Below are 25671 nucleotides of genomic sequence, written 5' to 3' on the forward strand. Positions count from 1 at the left end.
GGGTTGGGGTTTTCTCTTTAGTCCACCCCCCCACCGCCGCCGAAGCCTTCAAGATCGCAGAGTGTCGTCCGGCGCGCCCCCTGCCCGGACGACTGCTGTGAAGAAAGGTGATCACCATGGCCCTCGCACTGCTCAGGCGCTGGCGGCCCCAAGGCGCCTCCGCCACGGCGGCGGGCCTCTCGCTCGCCCTCCCGTCCGGTGCCGGCGGGCTCGGCCGTGAGATCGTCGACCCGACGGGCGCGCCCATGGGCGCCGCCGAGGTGACCGTGACGGCCCTCGACTCGCATCGCGTCGCAGCCTCCGGTACGACCGACCCGTACGGCTTCTTCCTCGCGGCCCTGCCGCCCGGCCGCTACAGCCTCCTCGTCTCGGCGCAGGGGCTCCAACCGCACCAGGAGACGGTGGAGATCGCCGCCGGAGCCGCCGCGCCCACCGAACGCGTCTGGCTCCAGCCCGGCCGCGCGCAGGAACTCCCGCCGCCCGGCACCTGGCTCTTCGACCCGCCGCACACCGCGATCCGCTTCATCGCCAAACACGTCGGCATGGCCCATGTGCACGGCCGGTTCGAGCGCTTCCAGGGCGGCATCCAGATCGCCCAGGACATCGCCGACTCCCGGGTCCACGTCCGCATCGACGCGTCCAGCATCACCACCGGCAACACCACCCGGGACAACCACCTGCGCTCCGGCGACTTCCTGGACGTGGAGCGCTACCCGTACATCGACTTCGCCAGCACCCGCTTCGCCTACCGCGGCGGCAACAAGTGGACCCTGCAGGGTTCGCTGACGATGCACGGCGTGAGCCGCTCGGTGAACCTGGACACCACCTACCTCGGCACCGTCAACGGCGGCTACGCCGAGGAACTCCGCTGCGCGGCCCTCGCCACGGCCGAACTGCACCGCGAGGACTTCACGTTGAACTGGCGCAGCATGCTGGCCCGGGGCATCGCCGTCGTCGGCCCCACCGTCCAACTGGAGCTGGACGTCCAGGCGATGTACCGCACCCACGACACTCCGACGCCGCCGAAGTGATCCGGCACATGCGGTAGGCTCGACCTGCGCGTTCACCCGGACGACCGGGTGCGGCGCGACCGGGACGTGGCGCAGCTTGGTAGCGCACTTGACTGGGGGTCAAGGGGTCGCAGGTTCAAATCCTGTCGTCCCGACTTTATGAGTCGCAGGTCAGGGTCGTTTCAGAGGAGATCTGAAGCGGCCCTTTGATCATTTCTGGGGACCGCTTGTCAATCATCCTCGGCGATCACGTGGTCCGGGAGGTGTGATCGTCCCTACCGCCTTGAGCGTACGCAGTACCGGCGCCGTCTCCAGAGTGCTGATCGCCTTGACCGCGCCCAGGCCGTGGGTCAGGTAGTGGTACAGCGCGGCGCTGTCCGGGCACAGGGCGTGGGCCACGAGATTGGTGGGGCCGGTGGTGTGGGCCACGAAGGCCAACTCGTCATGGCGGGACAGGGACTCCGCCACCTCGTCGAGATGAGCCGGGGCGACCGCCATCCACAGCAGGACCTTGACGCTCCCGCCCAGCAGGACGGGGTCGATCTCTATGTCGAAGAAGATCGCTCCGCAGGCGCGCAGGTGATCCAGTCGTCGTGAGACCGTCGCCGGTGACCAGCCGGTGTCGGCGGCGAGATCCGCGACGGCGGCCCTCCCGTCCCGTCGCAACGCTTCCGTCAGGGCGTGGTCCGCGGGGGACAGCTGGACCTGGCGGTCGTGGTCGGGGGGACGCGTCTCGCCGTACCCGGTGAACGTCCTTCCGCCCAGCATGCGTTGCTGACGCGGGGTCAGTGTGTTGGCGCTCATTCGCCATGGCGTGCGCCAGCCCCGGTAGGTGTGCAGCAGGTGGTGGGCGGAGATGGCCGTGAGCCCCACGCTGGGCGGCAATTCGTGCAGGAGCAGGGAGTGCCCGTGTGCGGTGCCCAAGGGAGTCTCCAGCACGGCGACGATCTCGGTGCCCCCGCCGGTGAGGTACACCCATGAGGTGTCCGGGCGGCGCACCAGAGCGTGCGCAAGGTCCAGGGCGGTCTCGGGGGCGGCGGTGAGGCGCAGCAGCCATTGTTCGTGTCCTGTCATCTGAGGGTCGGGCAGTCCGACGACCCTCAGAGCTGCCTGCTCCCGCAGCCGGTCGTAGCGACGGGAGATCGTCTGGGGGGACACCGCCAGCACGGTGGCCAGATGGGTGAAGGAGGCGCGTCCGTCGATGTGCAGCGCGTGGATCAGGGCGCGGTCGAGTTCGTCGAGCATTCGCACACCATCCTTCACGCACCCTGCGGGGCAGGATGAAACACGGCCGCCGACGGGAAGGGGAAGCAGTTCCCCGTCGGCGGGGGCGGTGAGGATTCACCGCCACGGGCAACGGAACCGGTGTCAGTCCCTGATCACCGACTTGCAACGCATGAGGAACTCGGCGAGGTAGCCGTCGTGCGGCAGCCCGGAGTCCATCCAGTACGTCGGGTGCTTCCCCACGTACACGTTGCTGATCGACGGTTCCTCCACCAACTCGGCCACCAGCCGGTCGTCGTGTGTGACCGCGGTCAGGACCAGGCTGTTGCGCAGGGGTGCGAGGCCCGCCTCACGCGTCCAGGGCGCCACCCACACGCAGGGGAAGGGCAGTTCCACGGTGGCCTGCGGAGCGTCGGGTCGGTCGAGCTGGTGGACCGCGGCGCGCAGTACGGCGCTGCCGTCGCCGAGTTCGTCCCGTATGCCGTCGCCGCCGAGCCACGGCGTGGTGCCGGCCGCCCGGTGCAGGAGATGGGCTTCGAGCGCCTTGGCGGTGGCCAGCGGCTGGACGGGGAAGACCGCTGCCGGATCTTCCGGGGGCAGGCTCGGGACGGCAGCCAGGCGTTCGGCGAGCGCGGCGCACAGCGGGGCGGGATCGCCCTCCACGAAGACGGCCGTCGTGTTGACGCAGCCCGTGCCGCCGTGACCGCTTACCGAGTCGACGATCGTGTCGAGGTGTTCCCGCCAGTCCACCTCGCGGGTCAGCAGGATCTTCGACCGGCCAGGGCCCTGCGGCAGCACCGAGGGGTCGCCCGCGTATTTGCGCACCACGTCCTCGCCTCCGTACACCAGCCCGAGATCGGAGCCTCGCAACAGGGCGTCCGCCGTCGTGTGGTCGGTCGGCAGGAGTGTCACCTGGTCGTCGCCGAAGCCGGCCGCGCGCAGAGCCGTGACCAGTCGGTGAGGAGTGAACGGCTCACGGCGGGACGGCCGTACGGCCACGCGGTAGCCCAGAGCGAGCGCCTCCGGCCACAGGCTGTGCGGTCCGGGATGGTTGCCGGCCGCGTGCACCCCGAACACGTTCCCGCGCCGCACCCACACCGCGCGCCCGGTGCGGGTCAGCGGATCGTCCCACCGGTGCACCGCACCGGTCGGTCTGGCGTGCTCCACGCTGTAGTGGGCTTTGCGCAGCCGTGCCGATATGGCTGCCGCGGTGGCCCGCACCACGGAGATCGGTGTTCCGCCGACCCGGCTGACCCGGTGGGCGTACTCGTCGGGTGTCAGGCCGTCCAGGGCGGCGGTGGTGAAGAGCTCGGCGGCCCGGCCGATCATGCCGATCCGCTCGTCGGGCGGGGGAGTGCTGGCCCTGCGCAGGGCTTTCATCGTTCGATCGACGAACAGGGCCGGTACGAGGCTGAGTTCGGCACTCTCCCGGCCCGCCACGTCGGTCACGGCCAGGCGGTTGCGTGCACGGTACGGTCCCCGGGGCCCCAGGGCGTCGAGCGGAACCACGTCGGAACGGGGCCCGGTCATCAGTACACCCCCTCGATCACGGCCTCGTTCTCGAAGGTCGTCACCGGCGCGATGTCGGCCACGGCGTCGCCCGCCTGTCCGGTGAGCGGTTCGATCCGGGTCGCGGTGTCCCGCTCCAGGTTGTTGGGCAGGAAGAACGACTTGCTGACGTGATGGACGAGGACGCGGCCTCGGTCTCCGTAGACGACTGGGCGCAGTGTCTTCGGGTCGACGACGGAGAACGTGACGTACGGGCTGTACGGGTCGAAGACACAGCCGGCGTCGTCCGGCAGACCCGGGCGTTCGCCGGCGAAGCCGAGGATCATGGTGCTGCCGTAGTTCCCGCACAGAACGACATCGGGGAAGACCTCGGTCTTGTAGAGGTGGCGCGAATCGGGGTCCAGTTGGGTTCCGCCCCAACGGATCGCCCGGACCTTCTCGTTGACCAGCTCGGTCAAGTCGTCCCGCCGGGCGATGCGTTCGAGCAGCGGGGGAGTGATCGTCAGCACGCCGATGTCCTGGGTGCGCAGTACGAACGCCGCCTGGTCGACAAGGTGTTCGGCGTAGGCGTCCGCGTCGGCCCGGTGGCCCGAGGCGATCAGTTTCTTCACCCACCGGGGGTCGAGGTCCAGGGTGAACCCGTACCGTCCGTGGGTGGCCGCGGACCTGCGGAAGTACTCGCCGACGATGTGCGGGCCGCTGGGTACGAGGCCGAGCCAGTCGACACCCCGCTCGAAGCCGTGGGCGTCGAGGTTGAGGTTGCTCCAGTGGAGCATCCGCTCCAGCCAGTCCCGCAGCAGGACGACGCGCTTGGGCGCCCCGGTGGTGCCGCCGCTCTCGAACACCCCTATGACGTCGGGCGATTGACCGTACCCACGCGGTATGAGGTCCTGCGCGGGTACGTCCCGCAGCTCGGCCGCCATGTTCGGGAACAGGGTGAGGTCGTCGTGGGTCCTGACGTCGGTGAGTGGATCGAACGGCAGACTCTTCGCCCGCTCCAGCCAGAACGGTGACCCCGTCTCCGGGCCGAAGTGCCACGCCATGGCGGCTCGGATCAGCTCGTCCGGCTCCGGCGGGACGTCGATGGGAAGGTCGAGGACCTCGGTTGCAGCTCGCGACACTGGGACTCCTGACTCGGTTGGCGAACGGGGCGGTTACGGAGCTACAGCTCGACGACGACGGCACCGATGTGCCGTCCTTCGATCACCTCCAGCAGGGTTCGCGGCGCGTTCTCGATGCCCTTGACGCGTACATGGGGGAAGGTGATCTCCCCGGCCCTGAGCCACGCACCGAAGCGCTCGGTCCATTCGTCCTTGTCGTCGTAGTCGTCGGAGCTGAAGCCGCGCATCTCGATGCGCTTGTGGATGAGCGGCAGCGAGTCCAGCTCGACGGGGGCCGTGGTTCCGGTGCCCTCCGGTGCCAGCTGTCCGGACAGCGCGCCGATGAGGACGAACCGGGCGCCCGGGCGCGCCGCGTCGACGGCCGCTCGCAGTTGTTCTCCGCCGACGTTGTCGAAGTACACGTCGATGCCGTCGGGCGCCGCCTTCGCCAGCTGCTCGGTGAGCGGTCCCGCGCCGCGGACCACCACGTCGTCGTAGCCGAGTTCGGTTCGCAACCGGTCGGCCTTCTCCTGCGAACCGGCACTGGCGATGACCCGCCCGGCCCCCAGCTGCCGGGCGATGAGGCCGGCCATCGAACCGATGCCGCTGCCGCCGGCGGAGACGAACACGGTGTCTCCTGGGCGGAGTTCGACCCCGCGGGTCAGCGCCGCGTACGCCGTCCAGCCCTGCTGGAGGTGAGCCACCGGGTCCGGCAGCACCGTGCGGTCCAGCCGGGTGCACTCGGCTTCCGGTACGACGGCGAACTCCCGCCAGCCCAGCCAGTGCGAGACCAGGTCGCCCGCCCCGAGGCCGCTGCCCTCCGGTGCTTCGACCACCTCGCCGATCGCCGCGCCGACGAGGGTGTCACCGGCGCCGAGCACGGGGAACGGGGTGTCCTGGGTCGCACCCGCGATGAGGATGCGCAGGGTGGCGAAGACATGGAAGAAGAGGTTGCGTACCAGCACCTCCCCCTCCCCCGGCGGTACGACGGGGGTCTCGACCACACCGAAATGCTCCGGACGGGGCAGCCCGGTCGGCTTGGTGAGGAGGCGGACTTCTCTCTGGGTGGCGGGCACTACGGCCATGCGCGCTCCTGAACAGGATGAACGTGACGGGGTCGAACCCCGGAACGCCGGTGGCGGCCGGGGAACCCCAGCGTGAAGTGATCACGTGCGGCTGCTCCAGTGACGGCGATGGACTGGAGCATTTCTTCCATCGGGAGGGCCCTGTTGAAGGAACCTCACACCGCATGCCCGGCTCCAGGGCCGGCCGACAGTGCCGCGGACGTCGTACTCCCACCTGGTGGGCCTGTGGGAAATCGACTCCAGGGGTGGCACCCATGGAAGGAATCCACCAAGTCCCCGCTCTGGCTGGAGCACCCCTTCTCCTCGCCGCCACGCTCAGTGGTGGTCGGCCACGAAGCCTCGCTCGCCGAGGTCGGGCCGGCGTGTCGACAACGGTGGAGAGGAATCCCCTGATGACTGCTGAGCGTGTGTTGTCGCCGAACCCCACGGCGTACCGATGGCGGTGGCTGGCGCTCACTGCCCTGCTGCTCGGTGAGGCGATGAACCTGTTGGACGCGACCATCGTGCAGGTCGCCGCACCGAAGATCCATGCTGATCTGGGCGGGTCGGTCTCCGACATCCAGTGGTTCACGACCGCCTACACCCTGCCGTTCGCGGTGCTGCTGATCACCGGCGGCCGGCTCGGTGACATCGCCGGGCGCAAGCGGCTGTTTGTCATCGGTGTCACCGGGTTCATGGTCGCGTCCGCCGCCTGCGCCGCAGCGCCCACCGTCGGGCTGCTGATCACCTTCCGGGTGGTGCAGGGAGCCGCGGCGGCGGTGATCATTCCGCAGACCATCGGCCTGATCAAGACGATGTTCGCCGGTCCCGAGATGTCCAAGGCCCTGGGCAGCATCGGGCCGGTGATGGGTCTGGCCGCCGTGTGCGGGCCGGTGCTGGGAGGCGTACTCACCCACGCCGACCTGTTCGGCTCCTCGTGGCGCGCGGCGTTCCTGGTGAACGTCCCCGTGTCGGTCGTCGTCCTCGCGATCGCGCCCAAGCTGATGGAGAACCGTGCCCCCAAGCGGCCCAGCCTCGATGTGACCGGCACCTTGCTGGCCATGGCCGGTATCGGTCTCGTCGTCTACCCGCTGATCGGCGCCGACCTGACCGCCCTGTCGGGGTGGAGCTGGGCGGCCATCGTGGCCGGCCTGTGCCTGATGGCGGCGTTCGCGGTGCACCAGCGTCAGGTGGCCGCCACCGGACGCAGCCCGCTGGTGGAGCCGAGTCTGTTCGCCCACCACGGGTTCCCGGCCGCACTGGTGACGTCGATGTCCTTCTTCGCCGTCACGAACGGGCTGATGATGGTCATTGTGCTTCAACTCCAACTCGGTCTGGGCACAGACGTGTTGAAGGCGGGGCTGACCCTCGCTCCGTGGTCGGTGGGCCTGGCCGTCGCCTCCTGGGTGGCCGGCGCGCACCTGGTCAGGCGTTACGGCCACCGCATGATGTCCCTCGGGCTGGCCGTTCTGCTGATCGGTGCGCTGGCTGCCATCGCCGTCTACCACACGGCGGACGCGCACAAGTACCCGACGCCGCTGCTGTTCGCGCTCGCGGTCGTCGGGCTCGGAGTCGGCCTGTTCAGTCCGGCGTTCTTCACCATCGCGCTCAAGCCGCTCCAGCCGCAGGAGATCGGCTCGGCCGCCGGGCTGCTGAACGCGGTCCAGCAACTGGGCGCGACGCTCGGGGTGGCGGTCCTCGGCAGTGTCTACCTCGGCAGTGCCGGTGACGGCGGTGCCCGGTCCGCCCTGCATGCCGTCCAACTCGCCTTCTGGGTCGCTGTGGCGCTGGTGGTGGTCAGCTTCGCGGCCGGCCGGATGATGATCGACAAGAACGCTCCGGCCGACGCGGGATCCGGGCACTAGCGGAGTGATGTCCCACAGGGTGTGTGCGGCGGCCTCCGGGCCGCCGCTTCGGCGTGCCGGTGGCTTGTGGGCCACAGGCCGTCAGATCCGTGTACGGGCAGGGGCAGGGGGGATTCTGGTGCGGGCCAGATCAGTGATGATGGGGCTCGACGCCTTGAGGTTCTGAAGGACCGGGCTGGTCTCCAAAGTGTGGATGGCGTCCAGGGAACCCAGCCGCCGGGCCAGGTAGTGGTGCAGGTCGGCGGGGTCGCGACACAGGGCCTGAGCCACCAGGTTGGTGGGGCCCGTGGTCGCGGCGACGTAGGCCAGTTCGTCGTGGTCGGCCAGGGTCGTCGCCACGTTCTCAAGCTGCGCCGGGCTCACCGACATCCACAGCAGCGCCCTGGTGTTGGCACCGAAGTGGCCCGTGTCGACCTCGACGTCGAAGAAGATGGCGCCGCCCGCTTGAAGATCGGCGAGCCGGCGCGCCACGGTGACCGGGGACCAGCCCGTCTCCTGTGCCAGTTCCGCGTGCGTGGCCCGGCCGTCCTTCTGGAGAGCGACCAGCAAGCCCGCGTCGGCTTCGGTGAGTTGACGCGGCACGGGCATGTACGAGGTGTCGGCCGCGTCGTGCTCGCGCAGGACGCGCTGCTGCGCCTCGTCCAGTGTGTCGGCGCTGCGGCGCCAGTTCGTCGGACCGCCGAGGTAGGTGTGCAGGATGCAGTGCGCGGACACCGCGGTGATGTTGCTGGTACGCGGGATGTCGCGCAGCAGCAGGGAGTTGCCCGCGTCGGCCTCGGTCGGCGCGTGGATGATCGCGACGATCTCGGTGCCGCCGGAAGTGAGCTTTACCCACGATGTGTCCCGTCGGCGTACGAGCGCGTAGGCCAGGTCCTGAGCGGAACTCGCCGCCGCGGTGAGCCGGACGAGCCACTGCGTCTGACCCGCCTGATGGGGGTCCGGAAGTCCCACGACCCGCAGGGAAGCCTCGGTGCGCAGCCGACGGTAGCGACGGGCGACGGTCTGCGGTGAGACGTCGAGGGCGGCGGCGATCTGGCTGAAAGGCGCGCGGCCGTCGATGTGCAGCGCGTGGATCAGGGCACGGTCCAGGTCATCCAGCATGCACACATCCTTCAGTGAGGCCCTGCTCCGTGGAATAAACTTGAAGATAACGCAGAGCACGCTACCATCGCAGCCGTAAGGTCCCACAGAATTCCATCAGGTCAACCGCTCGGGCTGAGATGCGCGGGCGTAGCGGGGGCATGTACGGCGAACGGATGGGCTGTCTTCCATCCTCTTTTCGCGCCCCTTCCGCCAGGAAATAGTCAGCAATTTTTACGGATGCCCACGGTCGACGATCTACCTGCGTAGACCGTGCCTTTCCGTTGAACTGAACTCGTCTTGGGGAGGATTTTATGGTGGAGTTGAAGACACCTTCTGTCGGGGTTGGACAGACAGCGCTGTTCACCGCCTGGATGCGGCAACTGGAAAGCGAGCGTCCGGATGGGTTGTTCCGAGACCCGCTGGCCGCCGCGATGCTCTCGGCGCTGGCCGAGGACCCGGTGCTGGCCGAGGTGGCCGAGGTGATCAAGCAGACCCACAACAGTGCCGCCGGCTTCCCGACGTACTTCGCGGTGCGCACGCGGTTCCTCGACGACGAGATCCTCGCCGGGGTCGGCGCCGGGATCCGGCAGGTCGTCACGCTCGCCGCGGGGGTGGACGGCCGTACCGTACGGCTCGCCCTGCCGGCCGGGACCCGGTGGTTCGAGGTGGAGCTGCCGGAGATGACGCAGTTCAAGGACGCCCTCATCGCCCGCTCCGGACTGCCCCTGGCGTGCGAGCGCCACGGGGTGGCCGCTGACCTGCGCGAGGACTGGCAATCCCGGCTGCGCGCCGCGGGCTTCGACCCGCGGCAGCCGACGGTCTGGCTGGTCGAGGGTCTGCTGATGTACTTGACCGACACGGCCGGGGAGTCGCTGCTGGCCGGCCTCACCGAACTGTCCTCGCCGGGGAGCCGGCTCATGCTGGAACACCTCAAGGCGGCCATGCTCGAGGAAGAGGGCAGGCCCGTGCGTGAACGGGTCGAGGAGCAGGGCGCCAAGTGGCTCTCCGCCCGCGACGACCTCGAGGAATGGCTCGGCGGCCACGGCTGGCGGGCCCGCGTGTACGCGGGAGACGACCCGCGCATCGGTCACGGGCGCACGGTCGCCCCGCTCCCGGCCTGTTGGCTGGCGGCCGCGGAACTCTGAGGGAACTTGCGGGTGCGCGGTCGGTAATTCGGAATTCTACATTCCGTTGCTGGTTGCTTTATTTCCCGCCACGCCGCCCCCTTGTTTGGCCGAGACATAGCCTACGGTGCGGGTTTGGCCTAGCCACCATACGGGGATACCGCCGGGTATGATCACTCGCAGTGTATTTCCCTGCGGTTCATCTCCCTGTTAACGGGAGCGGCTCGGCGACGGATCCCGGCCTTATTGCATGCTGCTCGCCGAAAGTCTTTTTCGCATGGCCCGGAATGAGAGATTCACCGCCGATACGGAACTCTTCTCGCCGGCGCAACCGGGAAATCCGCCCCGTCACCTGCCACACGGACAGCAGAGGAATCGCATGTCTGACGACACCGCACGCCCGCATGATCCCAAGGAGCCACGTGCCCGCGGCGGCCACTGTGTGGTTCTCGGAGCCAGCATCGCCGGTCTCTTCGCCGCCAGGGTGCTGTCCGACACCTTCGACCGCGTCACCGTGGTCGACCGGGACGTCCTCCCCGAGACGGACGAGAACCGCCGCGGTGTGCCGCAAGGGCGGCACGCCCACGCGATCCTGCCCGCCGGCACCCGGGGGCTCCAGGAGATGTTCCCCGGACTGCTTGAGGAGTTCGAGGCCGGCGGGGTCCCCGTCGTCCGGGAACCCACCGAGATGTACTTCGCGCCGGGCGGTCACCTTCTGTGCCAGGAGGGCCGTTACGCGGACCCCACGCCCACCTACCAGCCGACCCGGTCTCAGCTCGAGGGACAGATCCGGTCGCGGGTGAGGGAGTTGCCCGGCGTGGAGATCATCGACCGGTGCGAGGCCGCCGGGTTGCTCGGTGCGTCGGACGGATCCCGGGTCGCCGGTGTCCGGGTCGTGGAGCGCGAAGGCGGTGTGGAGCGGGAGTTGACGGCCGACCTCGTCGTCGACGCGACCGGGCGCGGCGGACGTGCCACCCGCTGGCTGGCCGACCTCGGCTACGAACCTCCGGGTGAGGACAGGATCGCCGTCGACATCAAGTACGTCAGCCGCACACTGCGTGTCGCGCCGGGCACCCTCGGCCGCCGCAAGGTCGTGATCGTGGGAGCCACGCCGGGCCGGCCGACAGGTGCGACCTTCCTCCAGCACGAGGAGGACCGCTGGATGCTCACCCTGATCGGCTACGGCGGCCACCATCCGCCGACCGACCCCGCCGACTTCCTGGAGTTCGCCAAGCCCATCGTGCCGTCCGACGTCTTCGAGGCGCTGTGCGCCGCCGAACCTCTCGACGACCCGGTAGCCCATCGCTACCCGGCGAGCGTGCGCCGCCGTTACGAACGACTGGAGAGGTTTCCCGACGGGCTGATCGTCTTCGGCGACGCGATCTGCAGCTTCAACCCCGTTTATGGCCAGGGCATGTCGGTGGCCGCGCTCCAGGCCGCCGCCCTGCGGGAGTGTCTCGACCGAGGGCGCGACCGGCTGCCGTACCGCTTCTTCCGGGCGGCCGCCCGGAAGATCGAGGTGGCCTGGCAGATGGCCGTCGGCAGCGACCTGGCCCTTCCTCAGGTCGAAGGGGACCGACCGCTCACGGTGCGGCTGACCAACGCCTACTTCGAGCGGCTGCTGAACGCGGCCGAGCGGGACCCCGCACTCACCCAGGAGTTCGTCAAGGTCAGCTCCCTGCTCTCCTCGCCCCTCATCCTCCTCAACCCGCTCACCGTGGGCAGGGTCGTGCTCGGCAACCTGCGCCGCCCCGTCGGTTCGCGCTGAGACCCGACTCCCGAAAACGCGACGGAAAGCACGACGCGTAGTTGAATCCTGCCCAATTGTCGGCGGACCGGATTCTCGGCGAATCGGAAATAGTCACTCTTGACTTCCGAGATTTCTGGCCCCTAGCGTTCCACCTGTCGAGAAACGCGAAAGGAATGATTCGGAATGACGAATTCCGTGCTCCCTGTCGATTCGGTCACCAGTGAAGAACTGACTCCCGACCGTGCGGAACTCGTCGCACGAGCCGAAGGTCTGCGGGAACTCCTGTGGACCGACGCAGCCGAATGCGAACGTGACCGGCGGATATCCGACCGCGTCCTCACCGCCATGACGGAGGCCGGACTGCTGCGGCTGCAGACACCGCGACGGCTCGGCGGCTACGCGACCGACATGCGCACCCTGCTGGAGGTCGCCACCACGCTCGGCCGGGGCTGCCCCTCCGCCGCCTGGATCGCCGGCGTCCTGAACGCCGGCAACTTCATGGCCGCCCTGTTCCCGGCCACGGCCGGCGACGAGATCTGGGGCGGGGCCCCGGACGCCCGGTGCGCACTGGTCCTCGGGCTGCCCTCACCCGCCGTCGAACCGGTCGACGGCGGCATGATCGTCAGCGGCGAGTGGGCGTACGTCTCCGGCTGCCTGCACGCACAGTGGGTCAGCGCCCTGATCGCCGTCCCCACCGACGCGGGCCGGCCCGACGTGCGCTTCGCCCTGATGCCGGCCGACGAGGTCGCCATCAAGGACACCTGGTACTTCGCCGGAATGCGCGGCACCGGCAGCAACACCGTCGTGGCCGACCGGATCTTCGTACCCGACCACAGGCTGGTGCCGTACCTGCCGATCCTCAACGGCGAGACCGACGGTGTCGTCGATCCCGCGCTGCCCTACCGCAACAGCCTCACCGGCCTGTTCTCGATCGGCCTGATCGGCGCCCTGATCGGTGGTGCCGAGGCGGCCCTCGACTTCGTCCGCGACAAGGGCCCCACCCGCCCCGTCGCCGGTTCCACCTACCGGAACCAGACGCAGTCGCCGACCTTCCAGCTCGACCTCGCCGAAGCCACCTCGAAGATCGACATGGCGAAGCTGGTGGCCGCACGCATCGCGGACACCGTGGACGAACTCGCCCGGGCCGGCGTCAACGCCGACCTCACCGTCCGGGCCCGCAACCGGCTGGAGTCCACGCTGGTCGGACGGTTGTGCAGGGAGGCCGTGGACACCCTCCTCACCGCCCATGGCTCCTCCGCCTTCAACGAGTCCAACCCCCTCCAACGGCTCTGGCGCGACATCAACGTCGGCAGCCGGCACGCCGGCTTCGGCATGGGCATCCCCGAGCAGGTCTACGGCCGTGCCCTGGTCGGCGGCGACCCGCGCGACATCAGCTTCATCGTCTGACCCCGCGCAGCCCCCTCATCCCTCGCCCCACCCCAGCAGAGGACACTCATGTCAGAACCTCGAATACCCACCGACCGGACCGAACTGCGCGCCCACAACCGGGCCATCGTCGAGCAGTACATGAACACCCGCGGCGAGGACCGGCTCCGGCGCCACCTGCTGTTCACCGAGGACGGTGCCGGCGGCCTGTGGACCACGGAGAGCGGCGAACCGATCGTCATCCGCGGCCGCGACCGGCTGGGCGAGCACGCCGTCTGGTCGCTCAAGTGCTTCCCCGACTGGGTCTGGACCAACGTCGAGATCTTCGACAGCCAGGACCCCGACCGTTTCTGGGTCGAATGCGACGGAGAGGGAAAGATTCTCTTTCCCGGATATCCGGACGGGTACTACCGCAACCACTTCCTGCACTCCTTTCTGTTCGAGGACGGGAAGATAAAACAGCAGCGCGAGTTCATGAATCCCTGCCAGCAGTTCAAGGCGCTGGGAATAGAAGTTCCGCGCATCGAACGTGAAGGCATCCCCACCTGATCCGCCGGCCTGCACGCGCGGTATGCCATGACCCGAACATAAATCCTCTCCGCTTCACGGGGGCACTGTCGTGGGACACGCACTAACTGAAATACAGAGGTCCAAGGCGCTGCAACAGCCCGATTGGCCCGACCTCGCACAGGTCCAGCGGGTACGGGAGATCCTCAGCTCCCGCCCGCCGCTCGTCCGGATCGAGGACGTCCACACCCTCAGGTCACTGCTCGCCTCCGTCGCGGCGGGGGAGGCGCTCGTGCTCCAGTCGGGAGACTGCGCCGAGGACCCGGAGGAGTGCACGCCGGGGCACGTGCGGCGCAAGACCGCCGTGCTCGACCTGCTGGGCACCACCCTGAAGATGCTCACCGGGAAACCCGTGCTGCGCGTGGGACGGATGGCCGGTCAGTTCGCCAAGCCGCGGTCGAACGACTTCGAGCAGGTCGGCGACCTGGCGCTGCCCGTCTACCGAGGGCACATGGTCAACAGCCCGGAGCCCGACCCGGAGAGCAGGCGTCCCGACCCGCTGCGGATCCTCACCGGTTACATGGCGGCCTGCGACATCGTGGAACACCTCGGCTGGCGCGCCCCCGCCCTGCGCACCTGGCCGGGCGTCGAACCCCTGGTGTGGACGAGCCACGAGGCGCTCCTGCTGGACTACGAGGTCCCGATGATCCGCGAACTCGGCGACTCCACAGGCTGGTTGGGCTCCACGCACTGGCCGTGGATCGGCGAGCGCACCCGCCAGCTGGACGGCGCCCACGTCGATCTGCTGGCCGATGTGGTCAACCCGGTCGCCTGCAAGGTCGGCCCGGGCATGACCCCCGAAGAGATCACCTCGCTGTGCGAGCGCCTGGACCCGCTGCGCGAACCCGGCCGCCTCACCCTGATCTCCCGGATGGGTGCCGACGCCGTCGGTGAGCGTCTGCCGGCCCTGGTGGCGGCGGTCCGCTCCGCCGGCCACCCGGTGATCTGGCTGTGCGACCCGATGCACGGCAACACCATCACCGCACCGGGCGGCCGGAAGACCCGCCTGCTGACCACCATGGCCCGTGAGATCCACGAGTTCGGCCACGCGGTCGTGGCGGCGGGCGGTGTGGCCGGCGGACTCCACCTGGAGACCACACCGGACGACGTGACGGAGTGCGCCGCGGACGTCTCGGCGCTCGGCCGGACCGGCGACCGGCACACCACCTTCTGCGACCCCCGCCTCAACTCCCGGCAGGCCGTCTCCCTGGTCACGGCATGGGCCGACGCCCTCTGACCCGCCCCGCCGACGCGGCCACCCCGCTGCAAAGGAGCTGATCCCATGGCCGGCCTACCGCCTATCGCGCCGTACACCCTGCCCACCGCCGAACGCCTGCCCGAGAACGTCGCGGGCTGGACCCCGCATCCGGACCGCGCCGTCCTGCTCGTCCACGACATGCAGCGTTACTTCCTCCAGGCACTGCCCGACCCCCTGCGCGGCGAACTCGTCCACAACGCCGCCGCCCTGCGCAAGCGGGCCGCCGCCCTCGGCGTCCCCGTGGCGTACACCGCCCAGCCCGGCCGGATGACCGACGAGCAGCGCGGACTGCTCAAGGACTTCTGGGGTCCCGGTATGCGCACCGACCCGGCGGACCGCGAGGTGGTGCCCGAACTCGCGCCCACCGAGGAGGACTGGGTGCTCACCAAGTGGCGCTACAGCGCCTTCTTCCGCTCCGAGCTGCTCGATCGCATGCGGGCCGCGGGACGCGACCAACTCGTGCTGTGCGGCGTGTACGCCCATGTCGGCGTCCTGGCCACCGCACTGGAGGCGTTCACCAACGACATCCAGACCTTCCTCGCCGCCGACGCCCTCGGCGACTTCTCCGAGGCCCACCACCGACTGGCCCTGGACTACGCGGCCCAGCGCTGCGCGGTGGTGCTCCCGTCCACGGAGGTGTTCATATGAACACGCGACACGACCCGGGACTTCGAACCCCCGGCGACCTGCTCGGCCGCGTACTGGACCTCCAGGCGTCCGCCTTCGCCCTCCTGCACCGTCCGGACACCGGCGTCCCGGACACAGTGGACGTCCTGGTCGGCGACGTGACGCTGCCGGAGACCCTGGCCGACATCCCCCTCACCGACCACCCGACGCCCAGCAGCGCCCAGACCGAGCACGATGTCCTGGTCATGGCGCCGTACCGGCAGATCACCGAACGCGGCTTCACCGCTCCCGACGACGGCGCGCCCCTCATCGCCCTGTCCGTCACCGAGCAGGACCGGATCTCCGTGCCCGAACTGCTTGTCCGGCTCCCGGACACACCGACCTCCGTGACGGCCCACGGCTTCGACATCGACGACGAGCGGTACGCCGAGACCGTACGCCGCGTTGTCGCGGACGAGATCGGCACCGGGGAGGGCGCCAACTTCGTCGTCAAGCGGTCCTTCCTGGCCGAGATCGGCGACTACTCGCTCCACGACGCGCTGGTGTTCTTCCGCCGGTTGCTGCAGCGGGAACAGGGCGCGTACTGGACGTTCGTCATTCACACCGGTGACCGCACTTTCGTCGGTGCCACCCCCGAACGGCACATCTCGGTGAGCGGCGGGACCGCGGTCATGAACCCGATCAGCGGCACCTATCGCTACCCGCCGGCCGGCCCCACCCTGGAAGGCGTCACCGAGTTCCTCGCCGACCGCAAGGAGACCGACGAGCTGTACATGGTCGTCGACGAGGAACTGAAGATGATGGCCCGCGTCTGCGAGGGCGGCGGCCGTGTCCTGGGCCCCTATCTCAAGGAGATGGCTCGGCTGGCCCACACCGAGTACTTCATCGACGGACACACCGACCGGGACGTGCGCGAGATCCTGCACGAGACGCTGTTCGCGCCCACGGTCACCGGCAGCCCGCTGGAGAGCGCGGTCCGGATCATCCACAAGTACGAGCCCGAAGGCCGCGGTTACTACAGCGGTGTGGCCGCGCTGATCGGACGCGACGCGAGCGGCGAGCGTGTTCTCGACTCGGCGATCCTCATCCGCACCGCCGACATCGACACCCGCGGCAGGGTCCGGATCGGGGTCGGCGCCACACTGGTCCGGCACTCCGACCCCCTGTCGGAAGTCGCCGAGACCCGGGCCAAGGCAGCCGGCCTTCTCAGCGCCCTGGAGAACGGACGTGCCCAGCGGTACGGCACGCATCCGGACGTCCGCGCGGCCCTGGCACAGCGCAACAGCGGCATCGCCCGGTTCTGGCTCGACGAGAACACCGGCCGACGGCCCGCGGTGACCGGGCTGGACGGACTGAGTGCCCTGATCATCGACGCCGAAGACACCTTCACCGCCATGATCGGGCTTCAACTCCGCTCCCTGGGGCTGAAAGTGACGATCCGTCACTTCGACGATCCGTATGCCTTCGGCGACCACGACCTGGTCGTGATGGGGCCGGGACCCGGCGACCCCCGAGCGGCCGACGACCCCAAGATCCGCAGCCTGCGCTCCGCGATCGACTGCCTGCTGGCCGAGCGACGGCCTTTCGTCGCCGTGTGTCTGAGCCACCAGGTGCTCAGCCTCGGCCTCGGACTCGGCCTGACCCGCCGGGAGGTCCCGAACCAGGGAGTGCAACGCGAGATCGACCTGTTCGGCAGCCGGGAACGCGTCGGGTTCTACAACACCTTCGCCGCCCGCAGCGACGAGGACAAGCAGGACATCGCGGGGATCGGCGCCGTGGAGGTGAGCCGTGACCCGGCGACGGGAGAGGTGCACGGACTGCGCGGACCCGGCTTCGCCTCGATGCAGTTCCACGCCGAGTCGGTGCTCACCGTAGACGGTCCGCGCATCCTGGGCCGCACCATCCAGGAGGTGCTCGGCCGTGCGGGTTGACATCGCGTGGTGGGACCTCGACGGAACGCCGCAGACCATCGACTCGCTGCGGGAACACCTTCGGGACGGGGCGGTCGCCGCGTGGAGCGACGTACCGGGTCTGCGGCTGAAGTTCTGGATCGCTGACCGCCGGCGCAACCGGTGGGGCGCGGTGATGCTCTGGGAGGCGGACCGCCCCGACGGGCTGCCGCCCAACCGGGCCGCGCAGCTGATCGGGCGCCCGCCCACGCACCGGACGCGCTTCGACGTCGAGGCCACGGTCGAGGGCGCGCACGCGCTGCCCCGACTCGACGGACTCGGGCCCGTGTTCACGGCGACCGCCTGAACAGTCGCACCACCAACCGGGGGACACATCACGTGCACGCATACACAGTCGTCGACGCCTTCGCCCGCACTCCCCTCGAAGGCAATCCCGTGGCGGTCTTCTTCGACGCCGCCGACCTGACCACCGGGCTGATGCAGCGCATCGCCCGCGAGATGAACCTCTCCGAGGTCACCTTCGTCCTGCCGCCCGAGCAGGGCGGAGACGCCCGCATCCGCATCTTCACCCCCGTCAACGAGCTGCCGTTCGCCGGCCATCCGCTGCTGGGCACCGCGGTGGCTCTGGGGCGCACGTTCAAGGAGGACCGGCTCCGGCTTGAGACCGCCATGGGCGTCATCCCGTTCGAACTCGCCGACGACGACGGCGTGACGACCGTACGGATGCGACAGCCCGTTCCCACCTGGGAGCCGTACGAACACCAGGAGGAACTCCTGGCGGCGCTCGGAGTCGAGGAGACCGTCGCGCCCGTGGAGATCTACCGCAACGGACCCCGGCACGTCTTCGTGGGGCTCCCGAGCGTCACGGAGCTGTCCGCTCTTCGCCCCGATCACCGGGCCCTCGGGCGGTTCCCCGACATGGCGGCCAACTGCTTCGCCGGCGCGGGTGTCCACTGGCGGACCCGGATGTTCTCGCCCGCCTACGGCGTCGTGGAGGACGCGGCCACGGGCTCGGCCGCCGGTCCGCTCGCCATCCACCTGGCCCGGCACCGGCTCGCCGCCTACGGGCAGCACCTGGAGATCCTCCAGGGCGTCGAGATGGGCCGCCCGTCCTTGATGCTCGCCACCGCCGAAGGCACCGGCGAGATCGTCCGGTCGGTCGAGGTCGGCGGCCACGGTGTCGTCGCCGCCCACGGCACCCTCCACGTCTAGCGAGGAACGCGTGAACAGCAGCCGATTCGAGAGCCTCACCAGCGAAGTCGACCTGGACTTCCCCGAGTACGACGATCCGCCCGCCGAGCCCATGGGCCTCGTCCAGCAATGGGTCAGCGAGGCGACCGCACGCGAGGTGCGCGAACCCCGCGCTCTGGCGCTGGCGACCGCCGACAGCCAGGGACGGGCCTCCAACCGCATCGTCTCCGTCACCGACATCACGGCCCGCGGGCTGGTGTTCGCCAGCCACAACACCAGCCAGAAGGGCCGGGAGATGGCGGCCACCGGCTGGGCGTCCGGCCTCCTCTACTGGCGCGAGACCGGCCAGCAGCTCATCTTCTCCGGCCCCGTGGCCCAGTTGAGCGACGCCGACTCCGACGCCCTCTGGTCCGGCCGGCCGGTCCCCATGCACTCGATGTCCGCGGCCTCCCGGCAGAGCGAACCCCTGCGGTCCGTGGCCGCCCTGCGCGCCGAGGCGGACCGCCTCGCGGCCCCCGCGACCCCGCTGCCGCGCCCCGCACGCTTCGTCGGATACCTGCTCAGCCCGGTCGCCGTGGAGTTCTGGTGCGCCGACTCCGACCGACTGCACCGCAGGCTGCGCTACGACCGTCACGACCGAGGGTGGCGCACGTGCCGCCTCCAGCCCTGATCCCCCTGCCACCGGAGAGTGATCGCCCCGTGAAAGGCACAGCAGGCACTACCGGCGCGGCCCTGACCCACGCCATGTCCAGGGTTCCCGGACCGGTGACCGTGGTCACGACCGTCGATGGCACCGGACGGCGCTGGGGTTTCACCGCGACCTCCTTCAGCTCCCTGTCCCTGGATCCGCCCCTCGTCCTGGTCTGCCTGAACAAGACCGCCAGCACCCACACGGCGTTCACGTCAGTGGACCGCTTCCTGGTCAACCTCCTCGCACACGGGCAGGACCAGCTGGCACTCCGCTTCGCCCGGTCCGGCGTCGACCGGTTCGCCGAAGGCGACATCGAGGGGGACATCGTGCCCTGCGAGCTGGGCCTGCCCGGCGCGCCGGGTGCCTGTGCCCGGGTCGCCTGCGCGTTGCACGCCGTCCTGGACGGGGGCGATCACAGCATCGTCGTCGGCCGCGTCCTGGACACCCACGTGGACGACGACCGCACTCCGCTCGTCTACCACGACCGGACGTTCACCCACCCGGCCTCCGCGCTCACCATGGCGGATCCGCTGCTGTCCCTCCACCTGGCGGACTGGTGAGGACCGGCATGGACACCGTCGTGAAGGTCACCGTCGTCTACTACTCCGCCACCGGCCATGTCGCCGACATCGCCCAGGAGATCGCCGACACGGCTGAGAAGGCCGGCGCCGAGGTCCGGCTCCGCCGGGTGGCGGAACTCGCTCCCCGGGAAGTCGTCGCATCCCAGTCCGCGTGGGCCGCCACCGCGGCGGCGACCGCCGGCATCCCGCTCGCCGCCGTCGAGGACATCGTCTGGGCCGACGCCGTCCTCATGGGTTCTCCGACCCGGTTCGGCAACATCGCCGCCCAGCTCAAGCAGTTCCTCGACACCCTCGGCGGTGCCTGGAGGCGTGGCGAACTGGCCGACAAGATCTACAGCGGCTTCACCTCCACGGGCAGCCCGCACGGCGGCAACGAGTCCACACTGCTCGCCCTCATGCAGTCCTTCCACCACTTCGGCGGCATCGTCGTCGCCCCCGGGTTCACCCACCCGGACAAGTTCGTCGACGGCAACCCCTATGGCACCGCCCACCACGATGCCGGCGGCACCGTCCCCGTCGGCGACGTCACCCGCAACGCGGCCCGAGTCCAGGCCGAACGGGTGGTGCGCCTCGCCAAGGCCCTCACGGCCGCCGCCCTCTGACCATCCATCACCCCTCCAGCAGGGCCGGAGAGCTCCTACTTCCCCCGGGGAGCTCTCCGGCCCGACACCTTCGCGCCCGCGCGTGCGACGTCTCACCAGCCAGCAGCCGCTGCGACCCCAGGGAGAGCCATGTCCCGCCGCCTGTTCACCTCCGAGTCCGTGACCGAGGGCCACCCCGACAAGATCGCCGACCGGATCAGCGACACCGTCCTCGACGCCCTGCTCACGGAGGATCCGCGGTCGCGGGTCGCCGTGGAGACCTTGATCACCACCGGGCAGGTGCACGTCGCCGGAGAAGTGGCCACCACCGCGTACGCGGACATCCCCGGCCTGGTCCGGGACGCCGTCCTCGACATCGGCTACGACGCGTCCCAGAAGGGGTTCGACGGGCGGTCGTGCGGGGTGTCCGTGTCGATCGGCGCCCAGTCCCCGGACATCGCCCAGGGCGTCGACACCGGCGGCGCGGGCGACCAGGGCCTGATGTTCGGGTACGCCTGCGACGAGACACCCGAACTGATGCCGCTGCCCATCCATCTGGCCCACCGCCTGTCGCATCGGCTCGCGGAGGTCCGCAAGGAGGGTGTCGCCCCCTATCTGCGCCCGGACGGCAAGACCCAGGTCACCATCGAGTACCTCGGCAGCCGCGCGGCCCGCCTGGACACGGTCGTCGTCTCCACGCAGCATGCCGCGGACATCGACCTGGACGGCCTGCTCACCCCAGACATCCATGCCCACGTCGTCGAGCACGAACTGGCCCGGTTGGCGGAGCACGGCGTCAAACTGGACACCGAGGGCTACCGTCTTCTGGTCAACCCGACCGGCCGCTTCGAGATCGGCGGCCCGATGGGCGACGCCGGCCTGACCGGCCGCAAGATCATCATCGACACGTACGGCGGCATGGCCCGCCACGGCGGCGGCGCCTTCTCCGGCAAGGACCCCTCCAAGGTGGACCGCTCCGCCGCCTACGCGATGCGCTGGGTCGCCAAGAACGTCGTCGCCGCAGGACTCGCCCGTCGCTGCGAGGTCCAGGTGGCGTACGCGATCGGAGTGGCCGAGCCCGTCGGCCTGTTCGTGGAGACCTTCGGCACCGCCACCGTGCCGTACACGGCGATCGTGCACGCCGTCCGGCAGGTCTTCGACCTGCGCCCGGCCACGATCATCCGCGACCTCGACCTGCGTCGCCCGATCTACGCCCGGACCGCCGCATACGGCCACTTCGGGCGCGAACTGCCCGACTTCACCTGGGAGCGCACCGACCGGGTCGACGCCCTGCGCGAAGCGGCCGGGGCCTGATATGCGGATCGCCGTCACCGGTTCCATCGCCACCGACCACCTGATGACATTCCCCGGCCGTATCGCCGACCAACTGCTCGCCGACCGCATCGATCACGTCTCGCTGTCGTTCCTGGTCGACACCCTGGAGATCCGCGACGGAGGAGTGGGCGCGAACATCGCCTACGGCCTCGCCCGACTGGGCCGCCGCCCGCTGCTGGTGGGGGCAGTGGGCGCGGACTTCGCCCCGTACGGGCAGCGGCTGTCCGCGCTCGGCGTGGACACCTCCGGGGTCCATGTCTCCCGCAGCCGCCACACCGCCCGCTTCCTGTGCACCACCGACCCGGAGGGCAACCAGATCGCCTCCTTCTACCCGGGAGCGATGACCGAGGCCGCCGACATCGACCTCGTCGACGTCGTACGCCGGGGCGGAGGCGCCGACCTCGTCTTCATCGGTGCCGACGACCCGGCCGCGATGCTCCGTCACACACGCGCGTGCCGCGCCCACCGCATCCCCTTCGCCGCCGACCCGTCCCAGCAACTGGCCCGGCTCGACACCCCCCGGACCCGTGAACTCGTCGAGGGCGCCGACCACTTGTTCACCAACGAGTACGAACACGCGCTGCTGCTCGCCAGGACAGGCTGGTCCCGGTCCGACGTGCTGCGCCGGGTCGGCGTATGGGTCACCACCCTCGGAGAGAAGGGCAGCCGCGTCGAACGCGCGGACGAACCCACGCTGGACATCCCTGCCGTTCCGACCCCCGGGGCGGCCGACCCGACAGGCGCGGGCGACGCCTTCCGCGCCGGATACCTGGCAGCCCTGGCCGCGGGCGAGGACACCACCCGATGCGCGCAGTCGGGTTCGGCCCTGGCCGCCCAGGCGCTGTCCCGCAGCGGCACCCAGACCTATACCACGTCCGCCGCACGCCTGCGAGCCCTGACGACCGCGGCATACGGACCGGCGACCCCGCCAGGAGGTGACACGGCATGACGACTCCCGCCCCGCCGCACGAGCGGATCCGCAGGGGACCGGCCGAACTGATCACGGCAGGCCACCGCTCGTACTCCTTCGAGTTCTTCCCGCCCAAGACGGGCAAAGGGCAACGCGCGCTGTGGAACGCGCTGCGCCGGGTCGAGACCCTCGATCCGTCCTTCGTGTCGGTGACGTACGGCGCCGGCGGCTCCTCCCGAGAACGCACCACGGCGCTCACCCGGCAGATCGCCGAGGACACCACGCTGCGCCCGGTGGCCCATCTCACCGCGGTCCAGCACTCCACCGCCGAACTGCGTGAGATCATCGGCCGCTACGCCGACGCCGGTATCCGCGACGTCCTGGCCCTGCGCGGAGACCCGCCCGGAGACCCCCGGGGCCCGTGGATCCCGCACCCCCACGGCCTGCGTCACGCGGCCGAACTCGTCGAACTCATCCGCCGGTGCGGCACGTTCAGCATCGGCGTCGCGGCCTTCCCGGAACGCCACCCCCGCTCACCGGACTGGGACACCGACACCCGCCATCTCGTGGCCAAGTGCCGGGCCGGCGCCGACTACGCCATCACCCAGATGTTCTTCCGCGCCGAGGACTACCTCCGGCTGCGCGACCGGCTGGCCCGCGCCGGATGCGACACCCCGGTCATCCCGGGCATCATGCCCGCCACCCGCTACGAACAGATCGCACGGTTCGCCCGCCTCAGCGACGCGACCTTCCCCGACGACCTCGCGCTGCGCCTGCGGACCGCGCAGTACGACCCCGGAGAGTCCCACCGCATCGGCGTCGACCACGCCACCGAACTCGCCCAGCGGCTGCTCGACGAGGGCGCCCCCGGACTGCACTACATCACGCTCAACCAGTCGTCCGCCGCCATGGACATCCACCGCGGACTGCGTCTGCCCACCCCGCGCCGCGACCCGGAGGTGGTCACATGATCACGGACACCACCCGCGGCACGACGCCCCTCGTCGCCAGAATCCCCGGCTCCAAGAGCCTGACCAACCGGCTCCTGCTGCTCGCGGCGGCTGCCGAGGGCACGAGTCGGATCCACGCCCCGCTGGTCGGTGAGGACACGCTCGCCTTTCGTGGCGCGCTCAGGGAATGCGGTATCCCCGTGCGGGTCGGTCCCCTGGAAGAGTTCTGGGAGGTGACGGGAGCGGGCCGGGGCCCGACCGGACGGGCCCGCCTGTGGTGCGCGGACGCCGGGACGGCCGCCCGCTTCCTGCCCCCTTTCGCCGCCACCGGCCACGGCACTTTCCTCTTCGACGGCTCCTCCCAACTGCGGGCCCGCCCCCAGGAACCCCTGCTGGAGGCGCTGCGCGGACTGGGATCCGACATCGAGGCAGGTCCGGGAGGCGGCCTGCCCCTGCTTGTCCGCGCCGAAGGACTGGCCGGTGGGACCATCGCGGTGGAGTCCTCGCCGAGCAGCCAGTACCTCAGCGGTCTGCTCATGGCGGCGCCCCTGATGCGCACGGGACTTCGGGTCCGCACCCGCGGCCTGGTCAGCCGCCCCTACGTCGACATGACGTTGGCGCTGATGCGACGTTACGGCGCCGGCGTCACCGAGGGTGCGGACGGCGATCTGCGGGTCGGGCCGGGGCCGTACACGGCCACCGACTCGGTCGTCGAACCGGATGCCTCGACGGCCTCGTACGCTTTCGCCGCCGCGGCCGTGACAGGACGCACCGTCACCGTGCCGGGCCTCGGCGCGGGCTCTCTCCAAGGCGACCTCCGTTTCGTGGAGATCCTCGCGAAGGCGGGCGCCGAGGTACGCGTGGACGAGACGGCGACAACGGTGACCGGAACCGGACGACTGCGCGGAGGCTTCGCCGTCGACATGGGCGACGTGTCCGACACCTTCATGACCCTCGCCGCGATCGCCCCGCTGGCCGACGCACCGATCACGGTCCTCGGCATCGGACACACACGCCTGAAGGAGTCCGACCGCATCGCCGCCGTCGCGCAGAACCTTCGGGCCTGTGGAATCGAGACCGCCGAGGGCAGCGACTGGATCACCGTGTACCCCGGCACCCCTCGTTCCGCGCGCGTCTCCTGCCGCCGCGACCATCGCATCGCGATGGCTTTCTCGGTGCTCGGTCTCACCATTCCGGACACGCTGACCCTGGACGACCCGCACTGCGTGGCGAAGACGTTTCCAGCGTTCCACAGCGAGCTGCGGCGACTCTTTCCCTGGTACGAACTGCCCGCCGGCACGGACGAGTCGATCGAGGAGCACCGTTGAGCAGGTTGCGCTGGCTGACCGCGGGGGAGTCCCACGGTCCCGCACTCGTGGCGACGCTGGAGGGGCTTCCCGCCGGTGTGCCGATCACCACGGAGATGGTGGCGGACCATCTGGCCCGGCGCCGGCTCGGTTATGGACGCGGTGCGCGCATGAAGTTCGAGCGCGACGAGGTCACCTTCCTCGGCGGTGTCCGGCACGGCCTCACCCTCGGTTCCCCGGTCGCGATCATGGTGGGCAACACCGAGTGGCCCAAGTGGGAACAGGTGATGGCGGCCGACCCGGTCGATCCGGAGATCCTGGCCGGGCTCGCCCGTAACGCTCCGCTGACGCGGCCGCGTCCCGGTCATGCCGACCTTGCGGGTATGCAGAAGTACGGTTTCGAGGAGGCGCGTCCGATCCTGGAGCGCGCGTCGGCGCGGGAGACGGCGGCGCGGGTTGCGCTGGGTGCGGTGGCGCGGTCGTATCTCAGGGAGACGGCCGGGATCGAGATCGTCTCGCACGTCGTCGAGCTGGCCTCCGCGAAGGCGCCGCAGGGTGTCCTGCCCACGCCGGCCGATGTCGAGAGGCTGGACGCGGATCCGGTGCGGTGCCTGGACGCGGACGCGTCGAAGGCGATGGTCGCGGAGA

The 25671-nt window shown here is 70.0% G+C and carries 24 protein-coding genes and 1 tRNA gene; 20 read left to right on the top strand and 5 right to left on the bottom strand.

Annotation, left to right across the window (positions count from 1 at the left end):
• The first annotated feature begins 116 nt into the window (after positions 1–116).
• Positions 117–1031: a YceI family protein gene (locus ABZT04_RS43400; RefSeq protein ID WP_356065490.1), complete on the top strand. Its 915-nt coding sequence runs from the start codon at positions 117–119 to the stop codon at positions 1029–1031.
• Between the two features lie 60 nt (positions 1032–1091).
• Positions 1092–1165 (top strand) — tRNA-Pro (locus ABZT04_RS43405).
• 79 nt (positions 1166–1244) lie between these two features.
• On the opposite strand, the gene ABZT04_RS43410 is transcribed toward ABZT04_RS43405, so the two are convergent.
• From ABZT04_RS43410 to ABZT04_RS43425, 4 genes are all read right to left on the bottom strand, one after another.
• Positions 1245–2255, bottom strand: coding sequence for an AsnC family transcriptional regulator (locus tag ABZT04_RS43410; protein ID WP_356065493.1), 1011 nt, complete (start codon positions 2253–2255; stop codon positions 1245–1247).
• Between the two features lie 123 nt (positions 2256–2378).
• Entirely contained in the window at positions 2379–3764 is a 1386-nt protein-coding gene (locus ABZT04_RS43415; RefSeq protein ID WP_356065496.1) for an aldehyde dehydrogenase family protein, read from the bottom strand.
• On the bottom strand, positions 3764–4864 hold the full coding sequence (locus ABZT04_RS43420) for a phenazine antibiotic biosynthesis protein (RefSeq protein ID WP_356065499.1): 1101 nt from the start codon (positions 4862–4864) through the stop codon (positions 3764–3766). Before ABZT04_RS43420 ends, ABZT04_RS43415 begins: the two co-directional genes overlap by 1 nt.
• A 41-nt stretch (positions 4865–4905) precedes the next feature.
• Positions 4906–5928 (bottom strand): NADP-dependent oxidoreductase, encoded by a 1023-nt coding sequence (locus ABZT04_RS43425; RefSeq protein WP_356065502.1) that lies wholly within the window; start codon positions 5926–5928, stop codon positions 4906–4908.
• A 392-nt stretch (positions 5929–6320) separates the two neighbouring features.
• Between ABZT04_RS43425 and ABZT04_RS43430 the strand changes: the two genes are divergently transcribed.
• Positions 6321–7772: an MFS transporter gene (locus ABZT04_RS43430; RefSeq protein WP_356065505.1), complete on the top strand. Its 1452-nt coding sequence runs from the start codon at positions 6321–6323 to the stop codon at positions 7770–7772.
• Between the two features lie 81 nt (positions 7773–7853).
• On the opposite strand, the gene ABZT04_RS43435 is transcribed toward ABZT04_RS43430, so the two are convergent.
• Positions 7854–8873, bottom strand: a complete 1020-nt coding sequence (locus tag ABZT04_RS43435) for an Lrp/AsnC family transcriptional regulator (RefSeq protein ID WP_356065508.1) — start codon at positions 8871–8873, stop codon at positions 7854–7856.
• A 293-nt stretch (positions 8874–9166) separates the two neighbouring features.
• On the opposite strand from ABZT04_RS43435, the gene ABZT04_RS43440 reads away from it, so the two are divergent.
• The 17 genes from ABZT04_RS43440 to aroC all read left to right on the top strand — a co-directional run.
• Complete coding sequence (locus ABZT04_RS43440; protein WP_356065511.1) at positions 9167–10000, top strand: SAM-dependent methyltransferase; 834 nt, start codon at positions 9167–9169, stop codon at positions 9998–10000.
• Positions 10001–10358: 358 nt separating this feature from the next.
• Complete coding sequence (locus ABZT04_RS43445; protein WP_356065514.1) at positions 10359–11747, top strand: FAD-binding protein; 1389 nt, start codon at positions 10359–10361, stop codon at positions 11745–11747.
• Positions 11748–11912: 165 nt separating this feature from the next.
• Entirely contained in the window at positions 11913–13136 is a 1224-nt protein-coding gene (locus tag ABZT04_RS43450; protein ID WP_356065517.1) for an acyl-CoA dehydrogenase family protein, read from the top strand.
• 48 nt (positions 13137–13184) lie between these two features.
• The gene (locus ABZT04_RS43455; protein ID WP_356065519.1) at positions 13185–13664 is read left to right on the top strand and encodes a PhzA/PhzB family protein; all 480 of its coding nucleotides are present in this window, start codon (positions 13185–13187) and stop codon (positions 13662–13664) included.
• Between the two features lie 70 nt (positions 13665–13734).
• Entirely contained in the window at positions 13735–14919 is a 1185-nt protein-coding gene (locus ABZT04_RS43460; protein WP_356065522.1) for a 3-deoxy-7-phosphoheptulonate synthase, read from the top strand.
• Positions 14920–14964: 45 nt separating this feature from the next.
• Positions 14965–15588, top strand: coding sequence for an isochorismatase family protein (locus tag ABZT04_RS43465; protein ID WP_356065525.1), 624 nt, complete (start codon positions 14965–14967; stop codon positions 15586–15588).
• Positions 15585–17498 carry an anthranilate synthase family protein gene (locus ABZT04_RS43470; RefSeq protein ID WP_356065528.1) on the top strand — a complete coding sequence of 638 codons (1914 nt, stop codon included), beginning with the start codon at positions 15585–15587 and terminating at the stop codon, positions 17496–17498. Before ABZT04_RS43465 ends, ABZT04_RS43470 begins: the two co-directional genes overlap by 4 nt.
• Positions 17488–17823, top strand: coding sequence for a hypothetical protein (locus tag ABZT04_RS43475; protein ID WP_356065531.1), 336 nt, complete (start codon positions 17488–17490; stop codon positions 17821–17823). Before ABZT04_RS43470 ends, ABZT04_RS43475 begins: the two co-directional genes overlap by 11 nt.
• Positions 17824–17855: 32 nt before the next feature.
• Entirely contained in the window at positions 17856–18689 is an 834-nt protein-coding gene (locus tag ABZT04_RS43480) for a PhzF family phenazine biosynthesis protein (protein ID WP_356065534.1), read from the top strand.
• A gap of 10 nt (positions 18690–18699) precedes the next feature.
• Entirely contained in the window at positions 18700–19338 is a 639-nt protein-coding gene (phzG, locus tag ABZT04_RS43485; RefSeq protein WP_356065537.1) for a phenazine biosynthesis FMN-dependent oxidase PhzG, read from the top strand.
• A gap of 29 nt (positions 19339–19367) precedes the next feature.
• Positions 19368–19919, top strand: coding sequence for a flavin reductase family protein (locus ABZT04_RS43490; RefSeq protein ID WP_356065540.1), 552 nt, complete (start codon positions 19368–19370; stop codon positions 19917–19919).
• Between the two features lie 8 nt (positions 19920–19927).
• Positions 19928–20542: an NAD(P)H:quinone oxidoreductase gene (gene wrbA / locus ABZT04_RS43495; protein ID WP_356065543.1), complete on the top strand. Its 615-nt coding sequence runs from the start codon at positions 19928–19930 to the stop codon at positions 20540–20542.
• 129 nt (positions 20543–20671) lie between these two features.
• Entirely contained in the window at positions 20672–21835 is a 1164-nt protein-coding gene (gene metK / locus ABZT04_RS43500; protein WP_356065546.1) for a methionine adenosyltransferase, read from the top strand.
• A 1-nt stretch (position 21836) separates the two neighbouring features.
• The gene (locus tag ABZT04_RS43505; RefSeq protein WP_356065549.1) at positions 21837–22805 is read left to right on the top strand and encodes a carbohydrate kinase family protein; all 969 of its coding nucleotides are present in this window, start codon (positions 21837–21839) and stop codon (positions 22803–22805) included.
• The gene (gene metF, locus ABZT04_RS43510; protein ID WP_356065551.1) at positions 22802–23737 is read left to right on the top strand and encodes a methylenetetrahydrofolate reductase [NAD(P)H]; all 936 of its coding nucleotides are present in this window, start codon (positions 22802–22804) and stop codon (positions 23735–23737) included. The genes ABZT04_RS43505 and metF overlap by 4 nt, the downstream gene beginning before the upstream one ends.
• Positions 23734–25044, top strand: a complete 1311-nt coding sequence (gene aroA / locus ABZT04_RS43515; RefSeq protein ID WP_356065554.1) for a 3-phosphoshikimate 1-carboxyvinyltransferase — start codon at positions 23734–23736, stop codon at positions 25042–25044. Before metF ends, aroA begins: the two co-directional genes overlap by 4 nt.
• The coding region (gene aroC, locus ABZT04_RS43520) for a chorismate synthase (protein WP_356065557.1) at positions 25041–25671 on the top strand (631 nt) is incomplete at its 3' end. The genes aroA and aroC, both read left to right, overlap by 4 nt.

This window comes from Streptomyces sp. NPDC005492, assembly GCF_040605995.1.
Taxonomy (GTDB): domain Bacteria; phylum Actinomycetota; class Actinomycetes; order Streptomycetales; family Streptomycetaceae; genus Streptomyces.

Coding starts and splice junctions, on each gene's coding strand:
- ABZT04_RS43410 (WP_356065493.1), bottom strand. CDS start 2,255: ATGCTCGACGAACTCGACCGCGCCCTGATCCACGCGCTGCACATCGAC.
- ABZT04_RS43455 (WP_356065519.1), top strand. CDS start 13,185: ATGTCAGAACCTCGAATACCCACCGACCGGACCGAACTGCGCGCCCAC.
- ABZT04_RS43400 (WP_356065490.1), top strand. CDS start 117: ATGGCCCTCGCACTGCTCAGGCGCTGGCGGCCCCAAGGCGCCTCCGCC.
- ABZT04_RS43430 (WP_356065505.1), top strand. CDS start 6,321: ATGACTGCTGAGCGTGTGTTGTCGCCGAACCCCACGGCGTACCGATGG.
- ABZT04_RS43425 (WP_356065502.1), bottom strand. CDS start 5,928: ATGGCCGTAGTGCCCGCCACCCAGAGAGAAGTCCGCCTCCTCACCAAG.
- metK (WP_356065546.1), top strand. CDS start 20,672: ATGTCCCGCCGCCTGTTCACCTCCGAGTCCGTGACCGAGGGCCACCCC.
- ABZT04_RS43440 (WP_356065511.1), top strand. CDS start 9,167: ATGGTGGAGTTGAAGACACCTTCTGTCGGGGTTGGACAGACAGCGCTG.
- ABZT04_RS43445 (WP_356065514.1), top strand. CDS start 10,359: ATGTCTGACGACACCGCACGCCCGCATGATCCCAAGGAGCCACGTGCC.
- ABZT04_RS43505 (WP_356065549.1), top strand. CDS start 21,837: ATGCGGATCGCCGTCACCGGTTCCATCGCCACCGACCACCTGATGACA.
- ABZT04_RS43465 (WP_356065525.1), top strand. CDS start 14,965: ATGGCCGGCCTACCGCCTATCGCGCCGTACACCCTGCCCACCGCCGAA.
- aroA (WP_356065554.1), top strand. CDS start 23,734: ATGATCACGGACACCACCCGCGGCACGACGCCCCTCGTCGCCAGAATC.
- ABZT04_RS43450 (WP_356065517.1), top strand. CDS start 11,913: ATGACGAATTCCGTGCTCCCTGTCGATTCGGTCACCAGTGAAGAACTG.
- ABZT04_RS43470 (WP_356065528.1), top strand. CDS start 15,585: ATGAACACGCGACACGACCCGGGACTTCGAACCCCCGGCGACCTGCTC.
- wrbA (WP_356065543.1), top strand. CDS start 19,928: ATGGACACCGTCGTGAAGGTCACCGTCGTCTACTACTCCGCCACCGGC.
- ABZT04_RS43415 (WP_356065496.1), bottom strand. CDS start 3,764: ATGACCGGGCCCCGTTCCGACGTGGTTCCGCTCGACGCCCTGGGGCCC.
- ABZT04_RS43435 (WP_356065508.1), bottom strand. CDS start 8,873: ATGCTGGATGACCTGGACCGTGCCCTGATCCACGCGCTGCACATCGAC.
- metF (WP_356065551.1), top strand. CDS start 22,802: ATGACGACTCCCGCCCCGCCGCACGAGCGGATCCGCAGGGGACCGGCC.